This window comes from Collinsella sp. LCP19S3_B7, from assembly GCF_052121795.1.
GTDB lineage: Bacteria > Actinomycetota > Coriobacteriia > Coriobacteriales > Coriobacteriaceae > Collinsella.
The window spans coordinates 1-22,015 of record NZ_JBQKDO010000016.1 but is presented as its reverse complement, the minus strand read 5'-3'; the positions used below and the strand labels follow the sequence as shown (position 1 = coordinate 22,015).

Here is a 22,015-nt window from a genome sequence, read left to right as displayed (position 1 = left end):
AGACGCCGCAGGTCGTTTCCCAGATAAAACCTGCCAAAATAAACCTGCCCCTTTTTGGTAGGCTATTGATTCATGTAGCGAAAGCCAAATATGATATATACGTTATATACAAGCTGTAAAGCGCGGTAGAGTGACGGTAACGAAGGCCGTGCAAGCCGATGAAGGGACCGATATGATCAAGGCTGTCATTTTTGACATGGACGGAACGTTGGTCGATACCGAGCGTTTGGACGTGAGGGCATGGAAGGTGGGCGCTGCCGAGCTGGGGATTGCGATTGATGATGCGCTGGTCCATCAGTTTATCGGTCGCTCGATGCCTGATGTCAGGGACATCCTTGAGGAGCATTACGGCAGCCGCGAAATCGTCGAGACGGTCGAAGCCCACTACAGGGATGCTCTCGACGAGATGGTCAAGACCGATCTGGAGCTTAAGGCCGGCGCCGCCGAGTGCCTGGACGAACTGCTGGCTGCGGGCTATCACGTGGGCCTTGCGACGTCGTCGCGCCGCGTTGCGGCCGAGCGCAACCTTAAGACGGTCGGCCTCTTTGATAGGTTTGAGACGGTGACCTGCAACGAGGATACCCTGAACGGCAAGCCCGATCCCGAGATCTACCTGCTCGCCTGCGATCGCGCGGGCTTTGCTCCCGAGGAATGCGCCGTGGTCGAGGACTCACGCAACGGCTGCGTCTCAGGCATCACGGCCGGCTGCCATGTCTTTGCCGTTCCCGATATCGTGCCGTTGCCGCAGGACGTGGCGGACGGCTGCGAGGCCGTGCTCGATACGCTGTTCGATCTGACGGCGGCGGTCAGGGCCGTGCGCTAAAGGTATGCGCCGAGGCTGATGACGGTGGCTTCGGCGTGGCCCCGCTTGCGTTTTCCCAGATAAAACCTGCCAAAATAAACCCGTCCTCTTTTGGCGGGTTGGCGGGGTAATGCCCGCCGCAACTTATGGCACGGTTGGGATGTGTACGCTTTAAAGAGCGGAGCCCATGGTTAGAGAGATGCGCTCGTCTCTCTAAACGTCTCTCTAAAGAGAACGTCGGTTAGAGAGATGGCCTTAGGTAATCTAGCAGTGAATTCGATACATCTCTCTAAATTTCTCTCTAAAAGAAGGTGCTCATCTCTCTAAAGTTAGAGAGATATACTAAGCTTTAGAGAGATAAATCTATTGTTTTAGAGAGACGGAATGCCAATGCTGTTGGATGAACCTCTTGGCCTTATCGTTGAGCGCCTTCGCAGGCGGGGGACCGATGACGCATCGGTAGAAGTTAAAGCCTGCACGAATAAATTGAGTGCAGACGTATGGGAGACAGTGAGTGCTTTTGCGAACACTGCGGGCGGGCTCATTATTTTGGGCCTGAACGAAGCCGAAGGATTTGTTCCTTCTGCCAACTTTGCTATCGACAGGGTGCGCGACCAGTTTGTTTCGGGTATCGGAGACGGAGGCTCAGCGGCGGTGGTGACCCATGCGCCACGGTATGAGCTTGATCGAGGCGAGGTCGACGGGCTCCAGGTACTTCTGGTGCGCATCTTTGAACTTGAGCTCAAAGCGAAGCCATGCTATATCGGCGCGCGCGGCGTGCAGAACGGTAGCTACAAGCGCGTGGATGATAAAGATATCAAGATGTCGCCCGCTGAGCTATATGAGCTACAGAGTGCGTTGCTTCCGAGCGATGCAGACGGTACGGTGGTTTCGGAGGCAACAGTCGAGGATTTGGATCCAGATGTCGTGCGGTCCATTATCGCAAATCGCCGGCTGCAGACCCCGCGCGTTTTGCGCGGGGCCGATACGCTGGAAAAGCAGCTGGCCAGACTCAATATCACTACAAAGGATGGAGCTGTGAAGCTCGCGGGGCTGCTGTCGGCGGGAATCTACCCCCAGCAGTTCTATCCTAAGCTGATGATCGATGTCGCCGTTCATTCCGATGTGGAAAAATCTGCTCCTGGGCAACCCCGGTTTATTGACCGCCAGTTGTGCGATGGCCCGATTCCGGCTTGCATCGAAGATGCCCTCGCTGCGATCGGACGAAACTTGCGCAAAGCGGCGATAGTGCGAGGCGCTGGTAGAAGGGAAGATTGGGAAGTACCCCAGGAGGTTTTGCGCGAGGCCTTGGCGAATGCCTGCATCCATCGAGAGTATTCGCCCATGTTTGTGGGGCAGGCCGTGAGCGTCGATATCTACCCAGACAGAATAGAGATCAAAAACCCCGGCGGGCTTTGGGGCGGAAAGACGGTGGACAATCTTGCGGACGGGGAATCGCGCTGCCGAAACCCAAAGCTCATGAGTCTGATGGGGGCGACGCCGTTAGAGCATGCTGAGGGGGCTGTTGCGGAAAGTCAGGGATCTGGCATCCCGGCTATGATTCGCGAGATGGAGTCTCGTTCGCTTGGCAGGCCGAAATTTATCGTTAAGGCCGATTCGTTTACGGTGCTGCTTTCCCGGCACGGGGCGGAGCTTGCTGAAAACCGCATGTGGATTCAGGGCCATGTGGACACCGAACTGACGCATCGCGAGGAAACATTGCTCATGTTTATGCGGGAGCATGGGTGCGTATGCGATGTTCAAAAAATACGAGAGGCTTTGAAGTGGGATTCGGATGACATTCGCCTGATCTGCGGGGGCCTTGTCGATAAACATGTCCTGTCAAAATGTGGCAAAGACACGTTTGAAATTATCGATATGAGCAGAGAATTGTCAGCTTCGACGGCGGATAGGATCCTGGAGGCTCTCAGCGCCGGAATGGATATGACGGCGCGAGAAATAGCGGTTGCATCGGGGGTTAAGATTTCGTCCGTCCGTTACCATCTGCCAAAAATGGCGGATAAAGGACTCATTGAAGTAATGGGTTCATCGACGAGCCGCAACCGCCGCTATCGGAAGAGGTAGATGCGGCTGAGTCGCCTCTCTTGTGTCTCTCGAAGTAGATGGGTGCTAGAGGGGCGACTGCCTCGTGATATTTCCCCAGATAATACCTGCTAAAACAAACCTGCCCCTTTTTGGCAGGTCAGTTAACGCAGTGCAGGTTGAGCATATGCGAGCGAGCGGGCTCCGGGTGCGGTAAGGTGACGTGAAACAAGCGGGCGCTGACCTTTTGGTCGCGCCCGTGAAGTTGAACGTCAGATTGCCGTGCCCGGAGCCCGCGCAGCGCCGAGCAGTTACGCCGTTTGTAAAACGGCGTAACCTAAAGGTTCATATTGCCGTGGATGTAGGGGGTGACTTCGGGGGAGATGTGGGCGCAGCCCAGCTCGCGCAGCGCGGACTCGATGGCGGCGGGCAGCGGGGTCTTGCCCTCGGCATTGACGGTAGCACCGCCGAGGGCGGCAATTTTGGCGACATCTGCGTGAGCGGCCTCGATACGCATGCGGCCGCCGACCAAGCGCGCGCGTACCTGCGACAGACCAAGATCGTGCAGGTAGTCCTCGCAGGCGCGGATTAAATCGACCTTCTCGTGCGTAAGCTCCTCGCCTGTGGGGACGCGCGTGGCAAGACAGGCTCCCGCCGGCAGGTTCCAAACGGGATAGCCCCATGCGCGCAGCAGCTCGCGCTCTTCGTCCTTGGTAAAGCCGACCTCCATAAGAGGGGAGCGTACGCCGAGCTCTTTGGCAGCGCGCATGCCGGGACGGTAGTCACCGCGATCGCTTGCATTGCTGCCATCGATGACGGTGGGAAAGCCGAGCGACTTAGCGTGGTTGACGATGGCGGTAAAGCCGGCGTGCTTGCAGTGGTAGCAACGGTTGGCGTCGTTGCAGGCTACTTGGGGGAGCTGCAGCTGATCGACCGAAAGATTGAGCACGGGGAGCTTAAAATGCGGTCCCTCATTGGTTTGCCTGTCAACGGATCGCTCAAACGAGGTCTGTTCGGGCGTGCCGATGAGCGGCGTGGTGAGGTGAACGAGAAGCGTGCTGGCAGGCATGATGCGGGCGCAGACCGCGGCCAAAAAGCTGCTGTCGACGCCACCGGAAAAGCCGATGGCGACGCGTCCGTATGCCAAAAGCAGCTGTTCGAGCGCCGCGAGTTTGTCCTGAAGCTCCTTTGCAGGTGCGGTAGTGTCTGAAAGCATAAAACAATCCTTACCATTGAGTACTCGGTCGAAAACTATAATCCTATCGGACTGCTCGTCATATGACTTTTGCCTATGTAACGATAGTGCAATATGCTATATACGTTATATACAAGTTTGTAAAGTGCGCTAGAGTGGCCGTAATGCAATCCGGTTAGGGGACCGATATGATCAAGACTGTAATTTTTGACATGGACGGAACGCTGGTCGATACCGAGCGTTTGGGCATCAAGGCATGGAAGGCGGGCGCTGCCGAGCTGGGGGTCGCGATTGATGATGCGCTGATCCATCAGTTTATCGGCCGCACTCTGCCCGATGTCATGGACATCCTTGATAAGCATTACGGCAGCCATGAAACCACCGAGGCGATCTATGTTCGCCACAAGGAGATTCGCGACGAGATGGTCAAGACCGATTTGGAGCTTAAGGCCGGTGCCGCCGAGTGCATAGGCGAGCTGCTGGCTGCGGGCTATCACGTGGGTCTAGCGACGTCGTCGCGCCTCGCTACGGCCGAGCGCAACCTTAAGATGGTCGGCCTTTTTGACAAGTTTGAGACGGTGACCTGCGGCGAGGACGTCGTGCACGGCAAGCCCGACCCCGAGATGTATCTGCTTGCCTGCGAGCGCGCGGGCTTCGCCCCCGAGGAATGCGCCGTGGTCGAGGATTCACGCAACGGCTGCGTCTCGGGTATTACGGCCGGCTGCCATGTCTTTGCCGTCCCCGACATTGTGCCGCTGCCGCAGAATGTGGTGGATGGCTGCGAGGCCGTGCTCGATACGCTGTTCGACCTTGCGGCGGCGGTCAAGGCCGTGCGCTAGACAGCTGCGGCGTTGAAACGGGCAATTGCCCACATTTACGCTTAAGCATAAGGGGTCCGGCAATGGCCGGGCCTCTTTTGCTTAAGCTGCGTTTTGGCATACTGGTCGACGTGCTATAGATACGCGCCCAGGTTGATGGCGGTGGCTTCGGCTTGGCTGCCCGCCTGGGTACTGGCGCGCTCTAAGAGGAACGGCCGCACGAGTTCCTGACGGTTGATGTCCTCGGCGGCTGTGACCTCGGTGACGGTGCGTGCGGCGGAGCCGATACGGACGCGTTTGGTTTTTGTCGGCGCCGTGTTCTCGATCTGCTCCATGAGCAGCTGGACACCCTTGCGGCCAATCTCGTAGCCCGGGGGTGCTACGGTGGTGAGCGGTACTGCGCCGCTCCATGCAAGCGGGTTACCGTCGCAGCCGGCCACGCGAACTTGCTTGGGGACGGAGATGCCTTTGTCGATCAACGCTGAGATAACACCCGAGGCCAATACGTCGGTTAGGCCGATGACAAAATCCGGACGCTCGTCAGCAGAGCGCTCGGCAATCTGGGCGCCGATGCCGTAACCGTCGGCTGCGGTATTCCATTCTCCGGCGTCAATGACCTCAATTTTGATGTCGGGATGAAGGGCGAGGGCCTTGTGAATGCCAAGCACGCGCAGGGTGAGCTGCATAAATGCCGCTCTGCCCACAACGGTGATATGGCGTGCGCCGCGGGCAATGGCGAGCTCGGCGATAATGCGCCCCTGTGCCTCGTTATCGGCGGCCACGTAGTAACCGGGCTCGGAACAGTGGATGTCCAGATGGACAATCGGCACGGGCATCTTGGTCATGGCGGGGTGCCAATCGGGGGATGCCATGGGCTGAACCATGACGCCGGACATCTGCGTGCCCATAAAATAGCGCAGGTAGTGGTCTTCGAGGATGTCGTCGTTATCGGCGTTGGCGATAAGCAGGTCGTAACCGTGCTTGCGGGCCTCGTTATGGGCGCCGCTGGCAATTTGGAGCGAGAAGCCGTGGTCGAGACGGGGGAGGACCAGGCCAAAGGACTTGGTGGTGCCTCCTGCGAGCTGGCGGGCGCTTTGGTTGGGCAGGTAGCCAAGGCGATTGATGGTCTCGTTGATGAGTTTGAGGGTCTCGGGGCGCAGCTTTTCGGGATGGTTGAGCGCGTTGGATACCGTGCCCAGCGAGACCCCTGCCTCGCGCGCGACGTCGCTGATTTTTACCTTTGCCATAGCGGCCCCTTTGATGCGTTTCAAGTACAAGCCAGATTGTAGCATCGCCCGTCCCTAGGGTGTCAAAACCTGCCAATTAGGGACAGGTTTATTTTGACAGGTTTTATCTGGGGAAACGCTATTGCCAACGCGACTACCACGAAGGGGACAGGCACCTTTGTGGTGGTTTGGACCGGCTGAACGTGTGTGCATCGGGTGGTATCTAAGTTGAGATACCACTTCTGGTATATCAGCTTGCGCTTGCGTGAGTACAATACTCGAACGTTATACGTCTCAGCGCCCCTTGTGCGTGGACGTTTTGCAGTCACGCGAGCGAAGGGATTTATCCTATGTGCGGAATTGTCGGCTACACCGGCTCTGATATTGCAAAGAACATCCTTGTCACGGGCCTTAAGCGTATGGAATATCGCGGCTATGACTCCTCGGGCGTCGCGCTCGAGGTGGGCGAGGGCACGGCGGCTCACCTCGACGTCATTCGCCGCGTGGGCAAGGTCGCGGGCCTGGAGAGCGAACTTACCAATGTCGACAGCGACGCCACCTGCGGCATCGGCCACACCCGCTGGGCTACCCACGGCAAGCCCTCCGTTGTCAACGCCCATCCCCACACCAGCTGCGACGGTCGCATCGCCATCGTCCACAACGGCATCATCGAGAACTTTGCCGAGCTGCGTGAGGAGCTGGAGGGCCGCGGCCATCACTTTAAGAGCGAGACCGACACCGAGGTCTTTGCGCACTTGATCGAAGAGGCCTATGCCGAGACACACGACCTGATGGCTTCTGTGCGCGAGGCCTGCACCCACGTGGTGGGCGCCTATGGTTTGGCCGCCGTTTCTGCCGATGAGCCTGGCGTGATCGCCGTGGCCCGCAAGGACTCCCCGATTGTGGTCGGCGTCGGCGAAACCGGCTCCTACGTTGCCTCCGACGTGATCGCGCTTATCGATGCCACCCGCGATGTCGTGGTGCTCGAAGACGGTCAGTTTGCCAAGCTTACGCCCGCAGGCGTCGAGTATACCGACGAGGCTGGCAACGTGATTGAGCCCAAGCTTACCCATATCGACTGGGACCTGGATATGGCCGAAAAGGGCGGTTATCCCGACTTTATGCTTAAGGAGATCCATGAGCAGCCTCGCGTCGTGCGTGATACCCTGGTGGGCCGCATGACCCCCGCCGGTGAGCTCGATATCGACGAGCTGGGCCTTTCGCTCGAGGAGCTCAACGATATCGACCGCGTGTATGTGATTGCCTGCGGCACCAGCTACCATGCCGGACTTATCGCCAAGAACCTTATTGAGGGTTGGGCTCGTATTCCTACCGAGGTCGAGGCGGCAAGCGAGTTCCGCTATCGCAACCCCATCATCACGCCGACGACGCTTGTCGTGGCCGTGTCCCAGTCGGGCGAGACGGCCGACACCCTTGCCGCCATTCGCGATGCACGCATCAAGGGCGCCAAGGTCTTTGGCATCACCAACGTGCTGGGCAGCCCGGTGGCGCGCGAGAGCGACGGCGTTATCTACACCAAGGCCAACAAGGAGATTGCAGTTGCCTCGACCAAGAGCTTCATCGGTCAGGTCGTGAGCCTTACGCTTTTGGCCCTGCTGCTGGCGCAGGTTAAGTACCGTCTGACCACCAAGCAGGCGCGCATGCTGTTCCGCGAGCTTTCCGATACGGCCGAGCAGATCCAGTGGATCCTGGATACGCAGACCGAGGCCGTGCACGAGGCCGCGCTCGTCTGCAAGGACGCGCAGTCTGCACTGTTCGTGGGTCGCGGCATGGGCGCCGCCATTTCCTACGAGGGCGCGCTCAAGCTCAAGGAGGTCAGCTACCTGCATGCCGAGGCATATGCTGCCGGCGAGATGAAGCACGGCCCTATCGCGCTGATCGACCCGGGTTTCCCCGTCATCGCGGTTGCAACCAAAAGCGCAACATACGACAAGACGGTGTCGAACCTCATGGAGTGCAAGGCGCGCGGCGCCAAGGTCATCGTCGTTGCTACCGAGGGCGACGAGGAAATCAACAAGATCGCCGACTGCATCATTCGCGTGCCGGCCGTCCGTGACGTATTCAGCCCCATCACGGCGAGCGTTCCGCTGCAGCTGCTCGCCCGCGAGGTTGCCATCCTGCGCGGTTGCGACGTTGACCAGCCCCGCAACCTGGCCAAGAGTGTCACAGTAGAGTAATCGAGTTCCTACGTCCTAACAACTAAGGCCCGGCTTCGTTGCAGCGGAGCCGGGCCTTGTTGCATTTGCGCAGATAAAACCTGCCAAAATAAACCTGTCCCTTTTTGGCAGGTTAGCGGAGCTTGCTGGTCTCGAAGTACTCGGGATATTGGTCCAGGACCTCGGTCTGGTTGCGGAACATCATATGCAGGTGCTTGCTGACCAAAAAGCTTGCCTCGATAGGATCGCGACCGGCGATGGCGCGGCGGATTTGCTTGTGCTCGTTAACAATCTCCTGATTGTCGAGCGCCTGCGTAGCGGCGCGCAGCCAGCGGAAACGCTCCAGGTCGGCATTGGTCGCCTCGAGCCACGACCACACGGTGCTGCGGCACGCGATGCTAAAGATCATGCGGTGCATGAGGTTGTCGCTTAAAAAGAAGCCGATGCGGTCCTCTTCGGCCATGGCTTTTTCCTGCAGCGCGATGGCTCGGTCGAGCTGCTCGATGCCTACCGAGGTGGCACGGGCGCAGCACTCCACAATCACCTGCTTTTCCAGGTGTTCGCGAATGTAGCAGGCACTCTCGGCAAGGGTGAGGTTGATGGGCGAGACATAGGTGCCGCTTTGGGGCACGGTGCGCACTAGGCCCTCTTGCGCCAGACGCACCAGTGCCTCGCGCACAGGGGTGCGCCCCATATCTAGGTCGTCACAAAGCTGCTTGACGCCCAACTTTTCGCCCGGCTTGTAGTCCAGGTAGACTATTTTGCGTCGAATGGTGTGGTAGGACTGGTCCTGTAGGCTCGTTTCCTGCTCGCCGACGTGCATCGATTCTTCCATAGTGCCTCGCAACTGTTCTATCACACTCATATGTCAGTTGTTAATTATGCCGCGAATCAGCTCTCCGCGCTGGGTAATTCGGTTGTTGCCCGAGAACTATTGCGGCATTTTAGTCTGTTTTTGCGTATGGCTGTGCTCAATGTTGCCGTATCATAAGCCGTCGCAAACGTGAAATAGAAAGAAGGAATCCCATATGCAACTGGTAAATATCGTACGCGAGCGCTGGAAGGGTGTCTTGTTCTGCCTGATCATCGCCATCCCTGCGTCGTTGCTCGGCAAACAGATTGAGGTGGTCGGTGGGCCGGTATTTGCCATCCTCTTTGGCATGGTTCTGGCGCTCGTCTTTCCCAAGAATCGTCGCGAACAGCTCGCCGCCGGCGTCACCTATACGTCTAAAAAAGTCTTGCAGTACGCGGTTATCCTGCTTGGCTTTGGCATGAACCTCTCGCAGATTCTGTCCAAAGGCGCCCAGTCGTTGCCGATTATCGTGGCTACGATCTTGACCTCGCTCGTCATCGCCTTTGTGCTCTGCCGCGTTATGAACGTGCCGGGCAAGATCGCGACGCTTGTGGGTGTGGGTTCGTCGATTTGCGGCGGTTCCGCCATCGCCGCGACCGCGCCCGTCATCGATGCCGACGATCGCGAGATTGCCCAGGCTATTTCGGTCATCTTCCTGTTTAACGTTATCGCGGCGCTCGTGTTTCCAACGCTTGGAGGCATGCTTGGGCTGACCAACGAGGGCTTTGGCCTGTTTGCCGGTACCGCTATCAACGACACCTCGTCTGTAACGGCTGCGGCGAGCGCCTGGGACAGTATGCATCCTGGCGCCAATGTGCTCGAGAGCGCTACGGTAGTCAAGCTCACCAGGACGCTGGCCATTATTCCCATCACGTTGGTCCTCGCATGCTGGCAGATGCATCTGGCGCGCAAGGCCGGCGGCGACGCCAAAAGCACGTTCTCCCTTAAGCGCGCGTTTCCCATGTTTGTGCTGTTCTTTGTGCTGGCGAGTGTGGTCACCACAGTGTTTCAGCTTCCCGCGTCCGTTACGGCGCCCATCAAGGAGCTGTCGAAGTTCTTTATCGTAATGGCCATGGCGGCTATTGGCTTTAATACCGATATCGTCGAGCTGGTCAAAAAAGGCGGCAAGCCCATCGCATTGGGCTTTTGCTGCTGGATTGGCATTGCGTGCATGGGTTTGGGAATGCAGCACGTGCTGGGAATCTGGTAGAGAAGTAGCCCATTTACGTGCTGGTTGCCGGTGGCCGCATCCTCGCGGTGGAGCGATAGGAGCTCTTGCGGGTATGGCTTGTCCGCAGGTTAATAGATCCCGAAGAGCTCTTATCGCCCCGCCAGGATGGCGATGCGGGGCAACACCTATACTCGCAGGATGGCGCTTTCTGCCCTATAGTGTTTGGTGAGCAATATCGTTCAATTTTGAAACACTCGGTCGTGCGACCGTCGGCGGTTGTACGTCGCAGCGGACAGGGGCAAATCATGGATAGCGATGCCAAGCTGAACATCTTGACCGATGCCCTAGCTGCTGCCGGGGCCTCGGCATTGGCAATCGATGCGCGTGGGGACGTCGCGATCTCGACCATGAATGACGCGGCGCTTGAGCGGGATGTGGCGGCTTTTGTCGCTGAGCGCCTCGACCGCATAGGAGACGGCGCGCGTCTGGTTATGGGGCGTGCGGGTACGCGCCTGAGCCTGACCGTTCGCCCCACCGATAAAGAGGGCGGGGGCCTTTGGGTCATCGTGGTCCGCGAGGTGCGCGCCGCCGCGGCGCATGCGGGCATCGAGTGGCTCAACGCCGACGAAGTTGAGGCCCGCTACGAATCGAGCGCGTACGGCATCGTCGAAAACGCGGCAGCGGTCGCTGCCCCCGTACGGGAGAGCTATGCGCGCGGAGTGCCCCTTATGCTCGAGGGCGAGCTGGGCGCGGGACAGGATCAGATTGCAAAACGCCTGTACCTGGATGGACCCTATGCCGACCAGCCCTTTGTGTCCGTTGCGCTCGATGAGCTTACGGATCGCGGTTGGCGCCATCTGCTCAAAAGTTCCGAATCGCCGCTATTCCAAACGGGGCTGACACTTTGCATGGGCGGCTGGCATGCTGTTGGCCCCCAACGCCTGCGCGAGCTCGTGTCCGCAATGATCGACACGGCGCTCGCAACTCGTTGCCATGTGGTGTTGACGGCAAACGACATGCCAGGCGGCGGCGAAAGCGATCAGGCTGCTTTTGTAACCGAGCGTCTGGCCTGTGCAGTGAGTGTAGCGCCGGCGATTGCCGAGCAGGGCGGCGCGTCGGAAAAGGTTGCGCGCTATCTGGAGTATCTGGCAGATATGTTTGAGACGGCAACACCCGCCTTGTCGTCCGGGGCGGCAAAGACACTCGATGCCTATCGATGGCCTCGTAACTATCTACAGCTTCGTGAGGTTTCGGAACGACTTTATATATTAGTGAGGATGGGTACGGCCGAGCGGGCGGTGGCGGAGGAGGTGCTCGCCCAGGAGGACGTTATCAAGACCGCGACCTTTGGTGCCCCGACGCTCGATAGCGATCTGTATATCTTGCGCCCACTGGCCGATACCGAGCGCGATATCGCACGGCTGGTCGTAGGCCACCTTCACGGCAACAGGACCCGAGCTGCCGAAGTACTAGGCATAAGCCGTACGACCCTGTGGCGCCTGCTGAAGGACGACGACCGTTAAGCGAGGCGCCCGTGACCGCGCGCGGCGCGTGTGATACAGTCCAAAGCAGTATTGTTTCGACTGTGTTACGGCGTGCGGGGAGTATGGCGGAGACTTCAAAAACAAATCGGGTTCGAAAGCCCGCGGCGCCGGTCAACCGTCGCACGACTTCACGGACGTGGGGCAAAAGCGCCTCGGGGTTCGACGGCTCGTTCAAACGCACTAAATATGGTTATCCTTCGGCAAGCGCTCGCTTGGCCATGCAGGCCGAATCATCGCTGTGGGGCCGTAAGCGTGTGGTGGGGTCAAAGCTCAAGCACGATGGAACGCTCGGCTACATTAGCCGTGGCGCTGCTCGCCGTAGCGGCCTCAATCCCGCAGGCTGGCATCGCTATGTTCCGATCGCGGTCGTTGTCGCGGTGATTGTCATCGCGCTCGCGGCGCTCGGTTACGCCGGCGGCGGGGCCAATCTGGACGCAATGTTTAAGTCGCCCGAGCTCGCGCATGCAGGCACAGAAGTTGTCGAGGGCGTTCAGACCCAGACGGGCGTCGCGCCCCAGCGCGGCATGGTCGCAGCCGCTGCCACCATTGCCGATGCTCAAAAGGATGAAGGCGAGCAGGGCGATGGCGCCGAAGCGACTCGAACGAATGAAACGACGACAAATCCATCGGCAAGATAAGTTGCTAGTGGGGTAGCAAATTTGGGACGGGGCCTTTTAGCTGCCCATGTGTCGAATGCCAGCAGCAGCTCATTCGATGTCAGTCGCCAACAGCGAGCGGGCCGCATTTGCGCCAAGGTGACGTGAAATGAGAGGGCGCTGACCTTCTTCGCGTCCTCGAAATTGAACGTCAAATTGGCGTGAATGCGGCGCGCGTAGCGTCAAGTGGTCCTCCGTTCGGTAGAACGGCGGAACTAATTACCTAACGTACACCACGTTGTCGCGGCGCGGCTTTGCCTCGGGTAGCGTGTCCTCGGCATAGCCCAGAATGCAGTTACCGACACCGCGTAGGCTGCCGTCGGCGGGCAGGCCCCAGCTGGCCAGCAGCTCCAGGCCCTCGGGCGAGTCAAAGACCTCATGCGCGCGATGAATCCAGCACGAATCGACACCCAGTGCATAGGCGGCGTTGAGCAAGTTGCCCATGGCGAGCGAGCCGTCTTCCAGATGTGTGGGCACGCTGCGGTCAACCAGCACCACCACAACGGTCTTGGCGCCATAGAAGGGGTCGCTGTTGCTGCTCATGACCTGGGCGTTGAGCTGTGAGAGACGCTCGATGGTCGCGGGGTCGGTGACGGCGACAAACGTCACCGGCTGGCGGCCCATGCCGCTCGGTGCATATTGGCCGGCTTCGATAATACGTGCAAGCTTTTTGGCCTCGACGGGACGATCGCTGTATTTGCGGCAGCTGCGGCGGTGAATGAGTGCTTCGATAGTCTCCATGGTGTCTCCTTGCGGTGGCGTTGCAGATGCCCCGTTCATACCCGTCGGGCTCAAACGATAGACGGGCAAGTGCCCGGCAACAGGATAGATTCCAATTGGGAAAGTAGGTTTGCATAAAAGTACCTTCAAAATGTGACAAGCCAATGGGATGGTTAAACGTTTTATCCCGTCTGCCCTGCGGTTTTTACCACTTGCCTAAATGACGAACGCATAACCTCTGATAAAGGTTTTACTAAAGAAGTACCAACGTTTATCAACGCGCCGTGGTGGCGCCGGGCCAGGAGGTAACTATCATGTTCCAGGCTGGAGATGTCGTCGAGACCGATTTCGAAGGATTTCTGAAGCTGCTGCGTTCCAAGACACGCGCTTTTGTGACGATTGACGATCACGAGTACTACATCACGCACACCGATGGCTATTGGCGTGTTCAGGATTGCGAGGCCCTCAACGATAAGGGCCACTTTACTGACTGCTCCGAGCTGGTCAACACGCTCTGCGAGGTCGTCGAGCTGCCTTGGATCTGCGGCAAAAGCCTGCACGATAGCTTCTCGGGCGCTACGGTCTACGAGGCCGTCGCCGCTTAACAGGCAATGAAACCCGATTTTCACGTGACCGCTGGCGCCGCCCCCGCGCCGGCGGTCTTTTTCTGCCGGTAGGCCATAAAAGTGTAGGCATTTGCGGAGAGCCTGTTGACGATAGTCAAAACTCGGACTAATCTAGAGACACGAAATTGGTCAAAAATCGGACAATCGAATGGTGGGATAGATGAATAGCGCGGTTACGCCGGTCGACTTCGACCGGTTGCTCAATGGACTCGACCATATCTATTCGGAGTTCTCGCGCGCCTGCGGCCTTTCGGACTGCGCTTACTGGATGCTCGTCGATACCAGCACGGCAGGCGGCAGTATTGCCGTAAGCCGTCTGACAAGCGAATGGTTCTACAGCAAGCAGACCATCAACTCGGCAATTAAAACCTTGACGGCGCGGGGCTTCGCAACGTTGGAGTTTGCCGAAGGCAGCCGTAAGAACAAGGTTGTGCGTTTGACCGAAGCGGGCATGCGGTTTGCCGAGCAATATGCGCTGCCGGCGCAAGAAGCCGAGCAACAGGCTTTCGAAGTGCTCGAGCCCTGGGAACAGCGCGAAATCATGCGCCTAATCGAAAAATTTTCCCATGCGCTCGGCGATGAGTGCGATGTCTTTAAGCAGCATATCGCTGCCGAGAATCAAGGTGAGGGTGAGTCGTGCGACTGTTAATGAGGTTTTTGAAGCCCTATCGAGGGCTTGTCGCAGTGACGCTGCTGGCGCTGCTGGTGGATAACGTCGGTACGCTGTTGGTTCCCACGATGCTGGCGAACATGGTCAACACCGGTATTACCACGGGCGATGTCGACTACATCTTATGCAACGGCCTATACATGTTTATCGCGACGAGCATGGCTAGCGGCGGCACGGTGCTGGGCTGCTATCTTTCGGCGCGCCTGGCGGCTAACGTGGCCTGCGACATCCGCAATGCCGTCTACGACAAATCACTCGAGCTGTCTGCCAGCGATTTTGAGCGCTTTGGCACCGGATCGATGATCACGCGCTCACTCAACGACATCAACGTGATTCAACAGGCTGTCCTTCAGACGATTCAGCTGGTGCTGCCCGTGCCGTTCTTGGCTGTGGCGGGCATCATCTTCGCCTGGTTTATCGATCCGGCTATGGGCGTGCTTCTGGGCGTCGTGGTTGCGATCGTGCTGGTTGCGGCGGTCTTTACGGTTGCCAATGCGGCACCGATTTTTATGCGCCTACAGGGCTTTATCGACCGCATGAACGTGGTGCTGCGCGAGAACATCGTGGGCGTGCGCGTCATCCGTGCGTTTAACAAGGAGCGTCGTGAGGAACAGCGCCTGGACGAGGTGTTCAGCGATTACGCGACCAACGCCATCAAGGTCAACCACCTGTTTGTGGGCCTTGACAGCTCCAGCTTCTTTTTGATGAACATCGCCGAGGTGGCGGTGCTGTGGGTGGGCGGTAACCGGGTGGGCGCCCACGCCATGCAGATTGCGAGTATCTCGGCGGTGCTGGAGTATGCAATTCTGATCCTGTTCTTTGTGATGATGGCCCAGATGGTGGTGCTGACGCTTCCGCGTGCTGCCGCGTGCCTGAACCGTGCGCATCAGGTGTTGGAGATTGAGCCGAGCATCGTGGACGGCGAGCGTACGCTGGGTGACGGGACGCCTGCCTCCGAGGACGATGCGGATGCTGTTGCCGTGTTCGACCACATGTCGTTTCGCTTTGACGACGCCGACGAGGACACCCTGTGCGACCTGAGCTTTGCCTGTCGTCGCGGTCAGACGACCGCGATTGTGGGCTCGACGGGCTCGGGCAAGTCGACGGTGGCAAAGCTTCTGCTGCGCTTCCACGATGCCACCAAGGGCGCCATTCGCCTGGACGGCATCGATCTGCGCGAGCTTTCGCAAGATGAGATTCGCGGGCGCATCGCCTATGTGCCGCAGAAGGCGTGGCTGTTCTCGGGCACCGTGGCAAGCAATCTGCGCTTTGGCAACGAGGACGCGACCGAGGCGGACATGCTTCATGCGCTGCAGGTTGCCCAGAGCACCTTTGTGCTCGATCAGCCGCAGGGGCTCGATACTCCGGTTGCCCAGGGCGGTACGAACTTTTCGGGCGGCCAGCGCCAGCGTCTGGCAATCGCCCGTGCGCTCATGAAGCATGCCGATCTGTATATCTTCGATGACAGCTTTTCGGCCCTGGACTTTAAAACCGATGCGGCCTTGCGCCATGCGCTGCAGGACGAGACGCGCGACGCCGCGGTGCTCATCATCGCGCAGCGCATCTCGACGATTTTGCATGCCGACCAGATTGTCGTGCTCAAGGATGGCGAGGTCGTGGGCCTGGGCGCGCACGAGGAACTTATGGAAACCTGCGAGGTGTACCGCGCCATCGCGGAATCGCAGATGAAGGGAGGTGAGTAGCATGACCGAGGAGCTCAAGAAGCGCAGCGACGCTATCGATGCCGTCGTTGTGGACGCGGCCGAGGAAGCGGTCGAGCAGTCTGTCGCGTCGACCGAGCTGGATGCCGCCGCCAGGGCCGCGGCCGAGCGCGAGGCTCGTCGCCAGGCGCTGTACGAGGAAAACGAGCGTGCCGAGGACGAGCGCGCCCGTGCCGAGGCAGAGCGTATGCGCGACGTGGACGACGAAGAAGAGGACGAGACGCCCCGGGATACCTGGGCGACGGTGCGCCGCTTGTGGAGCGAGGCCGCCGGCGACCATTGGCGCTTCTATATTGTATTCGCGAGCATTGTGTTCTACGTCATCTTTAACACCGCCGCGCCGGCATATAGCGCTCATGTTATCGACGAGCTGTGGGGCCATATACAGGTGGCGTTTGCCAGCGGAACGACCTTTAGCATCACCTGGGACCAGTGCGGTAAGACCATCTTTGTCTACTTTTTGATCTGGACAGCCGCCGGATCGTTCTATGCGCTGCAGAGTTTTTTGATGTCGAGCGTCGCCGAGCGACTCAACCTGCGTCTGCGCAACCGCATCGCGCAGAAGCTCAGCCGCCTGCCGCTCGCCTACTTTGACGCGCATCGCCCCGGTGAAGTGGTCAGCCGTGCGACCAATGACTTGGACAAGATGTCCGAGAGTATGCAGCGCGGATTGCTGCAGCTGCTGGTATCGATCGGTACCGTGACGGGTGCCATCATCATGATGTTCGTCTATAGCGTCAAGCTCACGTTGGTCTTTTTGGGCTTTACGGCGGTATCGCTGCTGGTAACTAAGGTGGTTTCGCGCCGTACGCATGATGTGACGGGCGAGCGTCAGGAGTGGGTGTCCAAAATCACGAGCGCGGTCGAGGAAGGCTATTCAGGCCGTTTGGTGATTCGCGCATTTAACCGCGAGCATCAGAGCTCTGCCGAGGTGCACGAGGCCTCGAGGGAGCTAGCGCGCGTGAGTACCAAGGCCGACTTTATGATCAATGCCGTCGGCCCTGCGGTTCGCTTTATCGGCCGTTTGGCGCAGATCGTGATCGCGCTGGTGGGCTGCAGCATGCTGGTCGCCGGCCACATGACCGTCGGCGTGTTCCAGGCGTTCTTCCAGTTTATCTACGAGGCGTCCGAACCCATGACGCAGCTGTCGTTCACTTTCAACTCGCTGCAGAGCGCGCTGGCGAGTGCGGAGCGCGTGTTCGACCTGCTCGATGAGCCCGAGATGGAAGCCGATCCGCTGCCGGGGGAGGCCGCCAGGCTGCCGGGTCGCATTGAGGGCCGCGTCTCCTTTGAGCACGTGCGTTTTGGTTATTCGCCCGACAAGCCGCTTATGCGTGACGTGTCGTTTACCGCCGAGCCGGGCCAGAAGATCGCCGTGGTGGGAACCACGGGCGCAGGCAAGACGACACTCATCAACCTACTCATGCGTTTTTACGAGATCGATGGCGGCCGCATTACGCTCGACGGCGTGGACACGAGCTATATGGACCGCGGCGAGCTGCGCCAGCAGTTTGGCATGGTGCTGCAGGACGCCTGGCTGTTTGACGGCACGATTGCCGAAAACATCGCCTACGGCTGTCCCGAGGCGACGCGCGACGAGATCGTGGCGGCTGCGCGCGCCGCGCAGGTCGACTTCTTTGTGCGCACCATGCCGCAGGGTTATGACACGCGGGTGGCCAACGATGCCGAGAGCATTAGCCAGGGGCAGCGCCAGCTGCTGACCATCGCACGCGTGCTGCTCAACAACCCGGCGATTCTCATCCTGGACGAGGCGACGTCGAGCGTGGACACGCGTACCGAGCTCGCCATCGGCCGTGCTATGGATGCGCTTATGCGCGGGCGCACGAGTTTTGTGATCGCGCATCGCCTGTCGACGATCGTGGACGCCGACCTGATCTTGGTCATGGATCACGGCAACATTATCGAGCAGGGCACGCATAAGGAGTTGCTGGCTGCCGAGGGCGCCTACGCCGACCTCTATCTGAGCCAGTTCGCATAATGCGACATGGGGACGGCCCCCTTGTCGCATCGGAAATAAGGCGCGCCGGGGATAGATTCCCTGGCGCGCCTTTGCGCTGGCATGAATGTTGTCATTGGCCGTCCGCGTCTAGCGTTCGTCCACAAGTTTGGCAACGAGGGCTTTGAGCTCGGCTACCTCTTGCTCGAGTTCTTTGACGCGGCGGGCGTTCTCGGTGATGCCCTGACGGTTGAGGGCGGACTGCTCGGCGGCATCGTCAGGCATGTACTCGCGGTGCTGCTTGGCGTCGAAGCTCTCCTCGAACACGCGGCAGCCGTTGCGCTTGATGATGCGTCCCGGTACGCCCACGACGGTGCAGTTGTCGGGCACGTCCTTGACGACAACCGAGTTGCCGCCGATTTTGACGTTGTTGCCGATGCGAATGTTGCCGAGCACCTTGGCGCCCGTGCCCACGGTGACGTTGTTGCCCAGGGTGGGGTGGCGCTTGCCGGTTTCGTTGCCGGTGCCGCCAAGCGTGACGCCCTGGTAGAGCACGCAGTTTTCGCCCACGATGGTGGTTTCGCCGATGACGACGCCCATGGCGTGGTCGATAAAGAAATGCTTGCCGATCTGTGCAGCGGGATGAATCTCGACCCCGGTGATGTGGCGGGTGATTTGCGAGAGCACACGGGCGAGCGAGCGATGACCGTGCTCCCACAGCCAGTGCTCGGGCACGTGGTTCCACTTGGCGTGCAGGCCAGGATAGGAAAGGAAGATGACCAAACCGTTTTGCGCGGCGGGGTCCTGCATCTGGACGGTCTTGATGTCCTCGCGAATGGTATTGATAAAGCTCACCGGCCGCCCTCCCTTAGCGCCATGGCAATGCGATTCAATAAAGTATAGCGATTCGCTAGGGATTAGGAAGAATAATCTTGGCGGCTTTGCATGACAGGTGTCAGTTATGCAAACTTGCTGGTAATGGAGTCATGCTTTTGTGGGGTTGCGCACGAGGGGGCACCGCAACCGTATACTGGTCAACTTGGACGTATCCGCGCCCACAACTGAGAGGTTTTACTTCATGGGTTTCATCAATTTTATCGCCGAGCTACTCAAAGACCCGCGCACCGCGATTGCCAGCTGGATCGCCGCCGGCCCGCTTATGGCCTACGGCTGCGTGTTCCTCATTATCTTCATTGAGACAGGCGTGGTGTTCTTCCCGTTCCTTCCCGGCGATTCACTGCTGTTTGCTTCGGGCTTCTTTGCCCATAACGGTGGCTTTAACATCGTGGCCCTGCTGGCCGTAGCATGGGCTGCTGCCATCCTGGGCGACCAGTGCAACTTTATGATCGGTCACTTCTTTGGCAAAAAGATCATCGCTTCGGGCAAGGTCAAGGCCATGACGCCCGAGCGTATCAAAAAGTCCGAGGACTTCTTGGACAAGTGGGGTCACCTGGCCATCTTCCTCGGCCGCTTCTTCCCGTTTATCCGCACCTTTGTGCCCTTCATTGCCGGCATGGGCGGTATGCACTGGCGCAACTTTGTCATCTACAACGTGCTGGGCGGCATTACCTGGTCGACAGTCTTTACACTGCTGGGCTACTTCTTTGGCGGCATCCCCTTTGTGCAGGAGCACTTTGAGTTGCTGATCATTGGCATCGTAGCCGTGTCGATCATCCCGACTGTAGTCGGCCTGGTTAAGGCCAAGCTGGGCAAACAGAACGCGTAGTTCGAGCTGGCGCACAAATCGCGTCGTTGAGGCCCGTCACCGTTTACGGTGGAGGGCCTCTTTAGTTTCGGTCAAATGAAAATACTTTAGTTAGTTAAAGAAAAACGTTTTATCCGACGCGCGCGGGGAGTACAATCTCGTCCATGCGAATCGACGTGCCATCGGCTTCGATGTTGCCCGCGTGCCCCGTCCGGCTCTACGCTCCGGGCGTGCGACGTTGCGACACGGTCGGCCTCGGTCCTTGCGTGCGGGTTCGCGAGTATGCAACTGTGTATGTAAGGAGCGACATATGACTGTCGAGAAGAAGGATATCGATTGGGGTAGCCTCGGCTTTGGCTACATGAAGACCGATTACAGCTACGAGGCTCATTGGAAGGATGGCGAGTGGGACGAGGGCGGCCTGACCACCGACCACACCATGCATGTCTCCGAGTGCGGCGGCATCTTCCATTACTGCCAGGAGGTCTTTGAGGGCCTGAAGGCCTACACCGCCGAGGATGGCAGCATCGTCTGCTTCCGTCCCGACATGAACGCTGAGCGCATGTATAACTCTGCCCAGCGCCTCGAGATGCCGCCGTTCCCCAAGGACAAGTTCGTTGAGGCCGTCAAGCAGGTCGTTTCTGCCAATGCTGCCTGGGTTCCGCCTTTCGGCTCCGGTGCGACCCTGTACGTGCGTCCGTTTATGATTGGCTCTGGTGACGTGATTGGCGTGGCTCCTGCTCCTGAGTACACGTTTCGCATTCTCGTGACTCCGGTCGGTCCGTACTTTAAGGGCGGCCTTAAGCCCGTTAAGCTGCGCGTTTCCGAGTATGACCGTGCAGCCCCGCATGGCACCGGCAACATCAAGGCCGGCCTGAACTACGCCATGTCCCTTAAGCCCACGATGGAGGCCCATCGCGAGGGCTATGCCGAGAACCTGTATCTTGACTCCGAGTCTCGCACCTATGTCGAGGAGACCGGTGGCGCCAACGTCCTGTTCGTGAAAGAGGACGGCACCCTCGTTGTTCCTCAGTCGCACACCGACTCGATCCTGCCCTCCATCACCCGTCGCTCGCTCGTTCAGGTCGCTCAGGACCTGGGCATGACCGTTGATCAGCGTCCCGTCGAGTGGGCCGAGGTCAAGGCCGGCACCTTTGTCGAGTGCGGTCTGTGCGGCACCGCTGCTGTTATCTCCCCGGTCGGCGAGATTGACAACAAGGTTTATGGTGCCGACGAGACCGTGACCTTCCCGGCTGGCTGTACCGAGATCGGCCCTGTTATGAAGAAACTTCGCGAGACCCTGACTGGTATTCAGTCTGGTGCTGTTGAGGATAAACACAACTGGGTTTACACCGTCGCGTAAGCTGTCTTGTATGTTCGGCCCGAGGGCGACCTTCCTTTCCGGCGCGTCCTCGGGCATGAAAGAACCCCCGCTGCGCACTGAACTGCACCCCAAAACTTGGACGGCTTAAATAAGAACTACGCCGCAAGGGACTGTCTCCGGAACTCCTCCGGGGTCAGTCCCTTCAGTTTAACCTGGCGCCTCCTCGTGTTCCAATGGACCACGAAGTCGTCGAGGTCCGCCTTGAAGGACTCGAAGTCCGGCCACGTCCTTCCGCGGAAGAACTCGTCCTTGATGTGGCCGAACACCTGCTCCGTCGCGCCGTTGTCGATGCAGTTGCCCTTCCGGGACATGCTCTGCACCACGCCGGCCTCCTCCAACCGCCTGCACCAACCGGCCTGCTGGTACTGCCAGCCCATGTCCGAGTGCAGGACCGGCCTGGAGCCCTTGGGCTTCTTGGACACGAGCTGGTCGAGCAGCTCGTGCTGCTGAGCCATGTTGGGGTGCAGCGACGTGGACCAGGCGACGATCTCCTTGCTGCCGAAGTCGTAGACCGGCGCGAAGTAGGCCTTGCCCCAGGGCTGCTTGAACTCGGTGACGTCGGTGCCCATCTTCTGCCAGGGCCCGTCGGCTTCGAAGTCCCTGCCGATGACGTTTTCGAAGGTCTTTCCGACCTTGTGTTAGCGTCAATCTATTTTTCACCAGTTTCGCTAAACAGGCGCGCCGTTCGCGCAAAGGCGGTTTCACCGGTTGCGCTAACGTATTTTCACCGATTCCGGTCACGGCTTG

The 22,015-nt window shown here is 59.1% G+C and carries 18 protein-coding genes and 1 pseudogene; 13 read left to right on the top strand and 6 right to left on the bottom strand.

Annotation, left to right across the window (positions count from 1 at the left end; genetic code table 11):
* Nucleotides 1-172: 172 nt before the first annotated feature.
* Both ACTQW0_RS07220 and ACTQW0_RS07215 read left to right on the top strand, forming a co-directional pair.
* Nucleotides 173-823 (top strand): HAD family hydrolase, encoded by a 651-nt coding sequence (locus tag ACTQW0_RS07220; protein ID WP_117734855.1) that lies wholly within the window; start codon nucleotides 173-175, stop codon nucleotides 821-823.
* A gap of 369 nt (nucleotides 824-1,192) precedes the next feature.
* Complete coding sequence (locus ACTQW0_RS07215; RefSeq protein WP_195838602.1) at nucleotides 1,193-2,887, top strand: ATP-binding protein; 1,695 nt, start codon at nucleotides 1,193-1,195, stop codon at nucleotides 2,885-2,887.
* 295 nt (nucleotides 2,888-3,182) lie between these two features.
* Here the strand turns inward: ACTQW0_RS07215 and ACTQW0_RS07210 are convergent, their stop codons facing one another.
* Nucleotides 3,183-4,061 (bottom strand): hypothetical protein, encoded by an 879-nt coding sequence (locus ACTQW0_RS07210; RefSeq protein WP_441545596.1) that lies wholly within the window; start codon nucleotides 4,059-4,061, stop codon nucleotides 3,183-3,185.
* 167 nt (nucleotides 4,062-4,228) lie between these two features.
* Between ACTQW0_RS07210 and ACTQW0_RS07205 the strand changes: the two genes are divergently transcribed.
* The gene (locus ACTQW0_RS07205; RefSeq protein WP_441555001.1) at nucleotides 4,229-4,879 is read left to right on the top strand and encodes an HAD family hydrolase; all 651 of its coding nucleotides are present in this window, start codon (nucleotides 4,229-4,231) and stop codon (nucleotides 4,877-4,879) included.
* A 113-nt stretch (nucleotides 4,880-4,992) separates the two neighbouring features.
* On the opposite strand, the gene ACTQW0_RS07200 is transcribed toward ACTQW0_RS07205, so the two are convergent.
* A complete protein-coding gene (locus tag ACTQW0_RS07200; protein ID WP_441560479.1) occupies nucleotides 4,993-6,105 on the bottom strand; it encodes a LacI family DNA-binding transcriptional regulator in 1,113 nt (370 codons plus the stop codon).
* A gap of 329 nt (nucleotides 6,106-6,434) precedes the next feature.
* Here ACTQW0_RS07200 and glmS point away from each other — a divergent pair, with 329 nt between their 5' ends.
* The gene (glmS, locus tag ACTQW0_RS07195) at nucleotides 6,435-8,282 is read left to right on the top strand and encodes a glutamine--fructose-6-phosphate transaminase (isomerizing) (RefSeq protein ID WP_427728812.1); all 1,848 of its coding nucleotides are present in this window, start codon (nucleotides 6,435-6,437) and stop codon (nucleotides 8,280-8,282) included.
* Between the two features lie 112 nt (nucleotides 8,283-8,394).
* On the opposite strand, the gene ACTQW0_RS07190 is transcribed toward glmS, so the two are convergent.
* On the bottom strand, nucleotides 8,395-9,096 hold the full coding sequence (locus ACTQW0_RS07190; RefSeq protein ID WP_427719781.1) for a GntR family transcriptional regulator: 702 nt from the start codon (nucleotides 9,094-9,096) through the stop codon (nucleotides 8,395-8,397).
* Between the two features lie 193 nt (nucleotides 9,097-9,289).
* On the opposite strand from ACTQW0_RS07190, the gene ACTQW0_RS07185 reads away from it, so the two are divergent.
* The 3 genes from ACTQW0_RS07185 to ACTQW0_RS07175 all read left to right on the top strand — a co-directional run bounded on the left by ACTQW0_RS07185 (nucleotide 9,290) and on the right by ACTQW0_RS07175 (nucleotide 12,467).
* The gene (locus ACTQW0_RS07185; protein WP_427719780.1) at nucleotides 9,290-10,324 is read left to right on the top strand and encodes a YeiH family protein; all 1,035 of its coding nucleotides are present in this window, start codon (nucleotides 9,290-9,292) and stop codon (nucleotides 10,322-10,324) included.
* A gap of 266 nt (nucleotides 10,325-10,590) precedes the next feature.
* The gene (locus tag ACTQW0_RS07180; protein WP_441567549.1) at nucleotides 10,591-11,808 is read left to right on the top strand and encodes a helix-turn-helix domain-containing protein; all 1,218 of its coding nucleotides are present in this window, start codon (nucleotides 10,591-10,593) and stop codon (nucleotides 11,806-11,808) included.
* Nucleotides 11,809-11,891: 83 nt separating this feature from the next.
* The gene (locus ACTQW0_RS07175) at nucleotides 11,892-12,467 is read left to right on the top strand and encodes a hypothetical protein (RefSeq protein ID WP_441041390.1); all 576 of its coding nucleotides are present in this window, start codon (nucleotides 11,892-11,894) and stop codon (nucleotides 12,465-12,467) included.
* 237 nt (nucleotides 12,468-12,704) lie between these two features.
* Here the strand turns inward: ACTQW0_RS07175 and ACTQW0_RS07170 are convergent, their stop codons facing one another.
* Nucleotides 12,705-13,226 (bottom strand): nitroreductase family protein, encoded by a 522-nt coding sequence (locus tag ACTQW0_RS07170; protein ID WP_441567547.1) that lies wholly within the window; start codon nucleotides 13,224-13,226, stop codon nucleotides 12,705-12,707.
* A 293-nt stretch (nucleotides 13,227-13,519) separates the two neighbouring features.
* Between ACTQW0_RS07170 and ACTQW0_RS07165 the strand changes: the two genes are divergently transcribed.
* From ACTQW0_RS07165 to ACTQW0_RS07150, 4 genes are all read left to right on the top strand, one after another.
* A complete protein-coding gene (locus tag ACTQW0_RS07165) occupies nucleotides 13,520-13,810 on the top strand; it encodes a CDP-alcohol phosphatidyltransferase (RefSeq protein WP_154517819.1) in 291 nt (96 codons plus the stop codon).
* 181 nt (nucleotides 13,811-13,991) lie between these two features.
* On the top strand, nucleotides 13,992-14,480 hold the full coding sequence (locus ACTQW0_RS07160; RefSeq protein ID WP_441054518.1) for a MarR family winged helix-turn-helix transcriptional regulator: 489 nt from the start codon (nucleotides 13,992-13,994) through the stop codon (nucleotides 14,478-14,480).
* A complete protein-coding gene (locus ACTQW0_RS07155) occupies nucleotides 14,480-16,204 on the top strand; it encodes an ABC transporter ATP-binding protein (protein ID WP_441567545.1) in 1,725 nt (574 codons plus the stop codon). The genes ACTQW0_RS07160 and ACTQW0_RS07155 overlap by 1 nt, the downstream gene beginning before the upstream one ends.
* A 1-nt stretch (nucleotide 16,205) precedes the next feature.
* Nucleotides 16,206-18,221 (top strand): ABC transporter ATP-binding protein, encoded by a 2,016-nt coding sequence (locus ACTQW0_RS07150; RefSeq protein ID WP_441567543.1) that lies wholly within the window; start codon nucleotides 16,206-16,208, stop codon nucleotides 18,219-18,221.
* 108 nt (nucleotides 18,222-18,329) lie between these two features.
* Here ACTQW0_RS07150 and cysE read toward each other — a convergent pair whose 3' ends face one another.
* Nucleotides 18,330-19,034 carry a serine O-acetyltransferase gene (cysE, locus tag ACTQW0_RS07145; RefSeq protein WP_441567541.1) on the bottom strand — a complete coding sequence of 235 codons (705 nt, stop codon included), beginning with the start codon at nucleotides 19,032-19,034 and terminating at the stop codon, nucleotides 18,330-18,332.
* A 223-nt stretch (nucleotides 19,035-19,257) separates the two neighbouring features.
* On the opposite strand from cysE, the gene ACTQW0_RS07140 reads away from it, so the two are divergent.
* Together ACTQW0_RS07140 and ACTQW0_RS07135 are read left to right on the top strand one after the other, a co-directional pair.
* Nucleotides 19,258-19,905, top strand: a complete 648-nt coding sequence (locus ACTQW0_RS07140; RefSeq protein WP_441540792.1) for a DedA family protein — start codon at nucleotides 19,258-19,260, stop codon at nucleotides 19,903-19,905.
* Between the two features lie 289 nt (nucleotides 19,906-20,194).
* Nucleotides 20,195-21,247 carry a branched-chain amino acid aminotransferase gene (locus ACTQW0_RS07135; protein WP_427728837.1) on the top strand — a complete coding sequence of 351 codons (1,053 nt, stop codon included), beginning with the start codon at nucleotides 20,195-20,197 and terminating at the stop codon, nucleotides 21,245-21,247.
* 116 nt (nucleotides 21,248-21,363) lie between these two features.
* Here the strand turns inward: ACTQW0_RS07135 and ACTQW0_RS07130 are convergent.
* A pseudogene (locus tag ACTQW0_RS07130) lies at nucleotides 21,364-21,891 on the bottom strand (IS3 family transposase); the annotation flags it as partial.
* Between the last annotated feature and the right edge of the window lie 124 nt (nucleotides 21,892-22,015).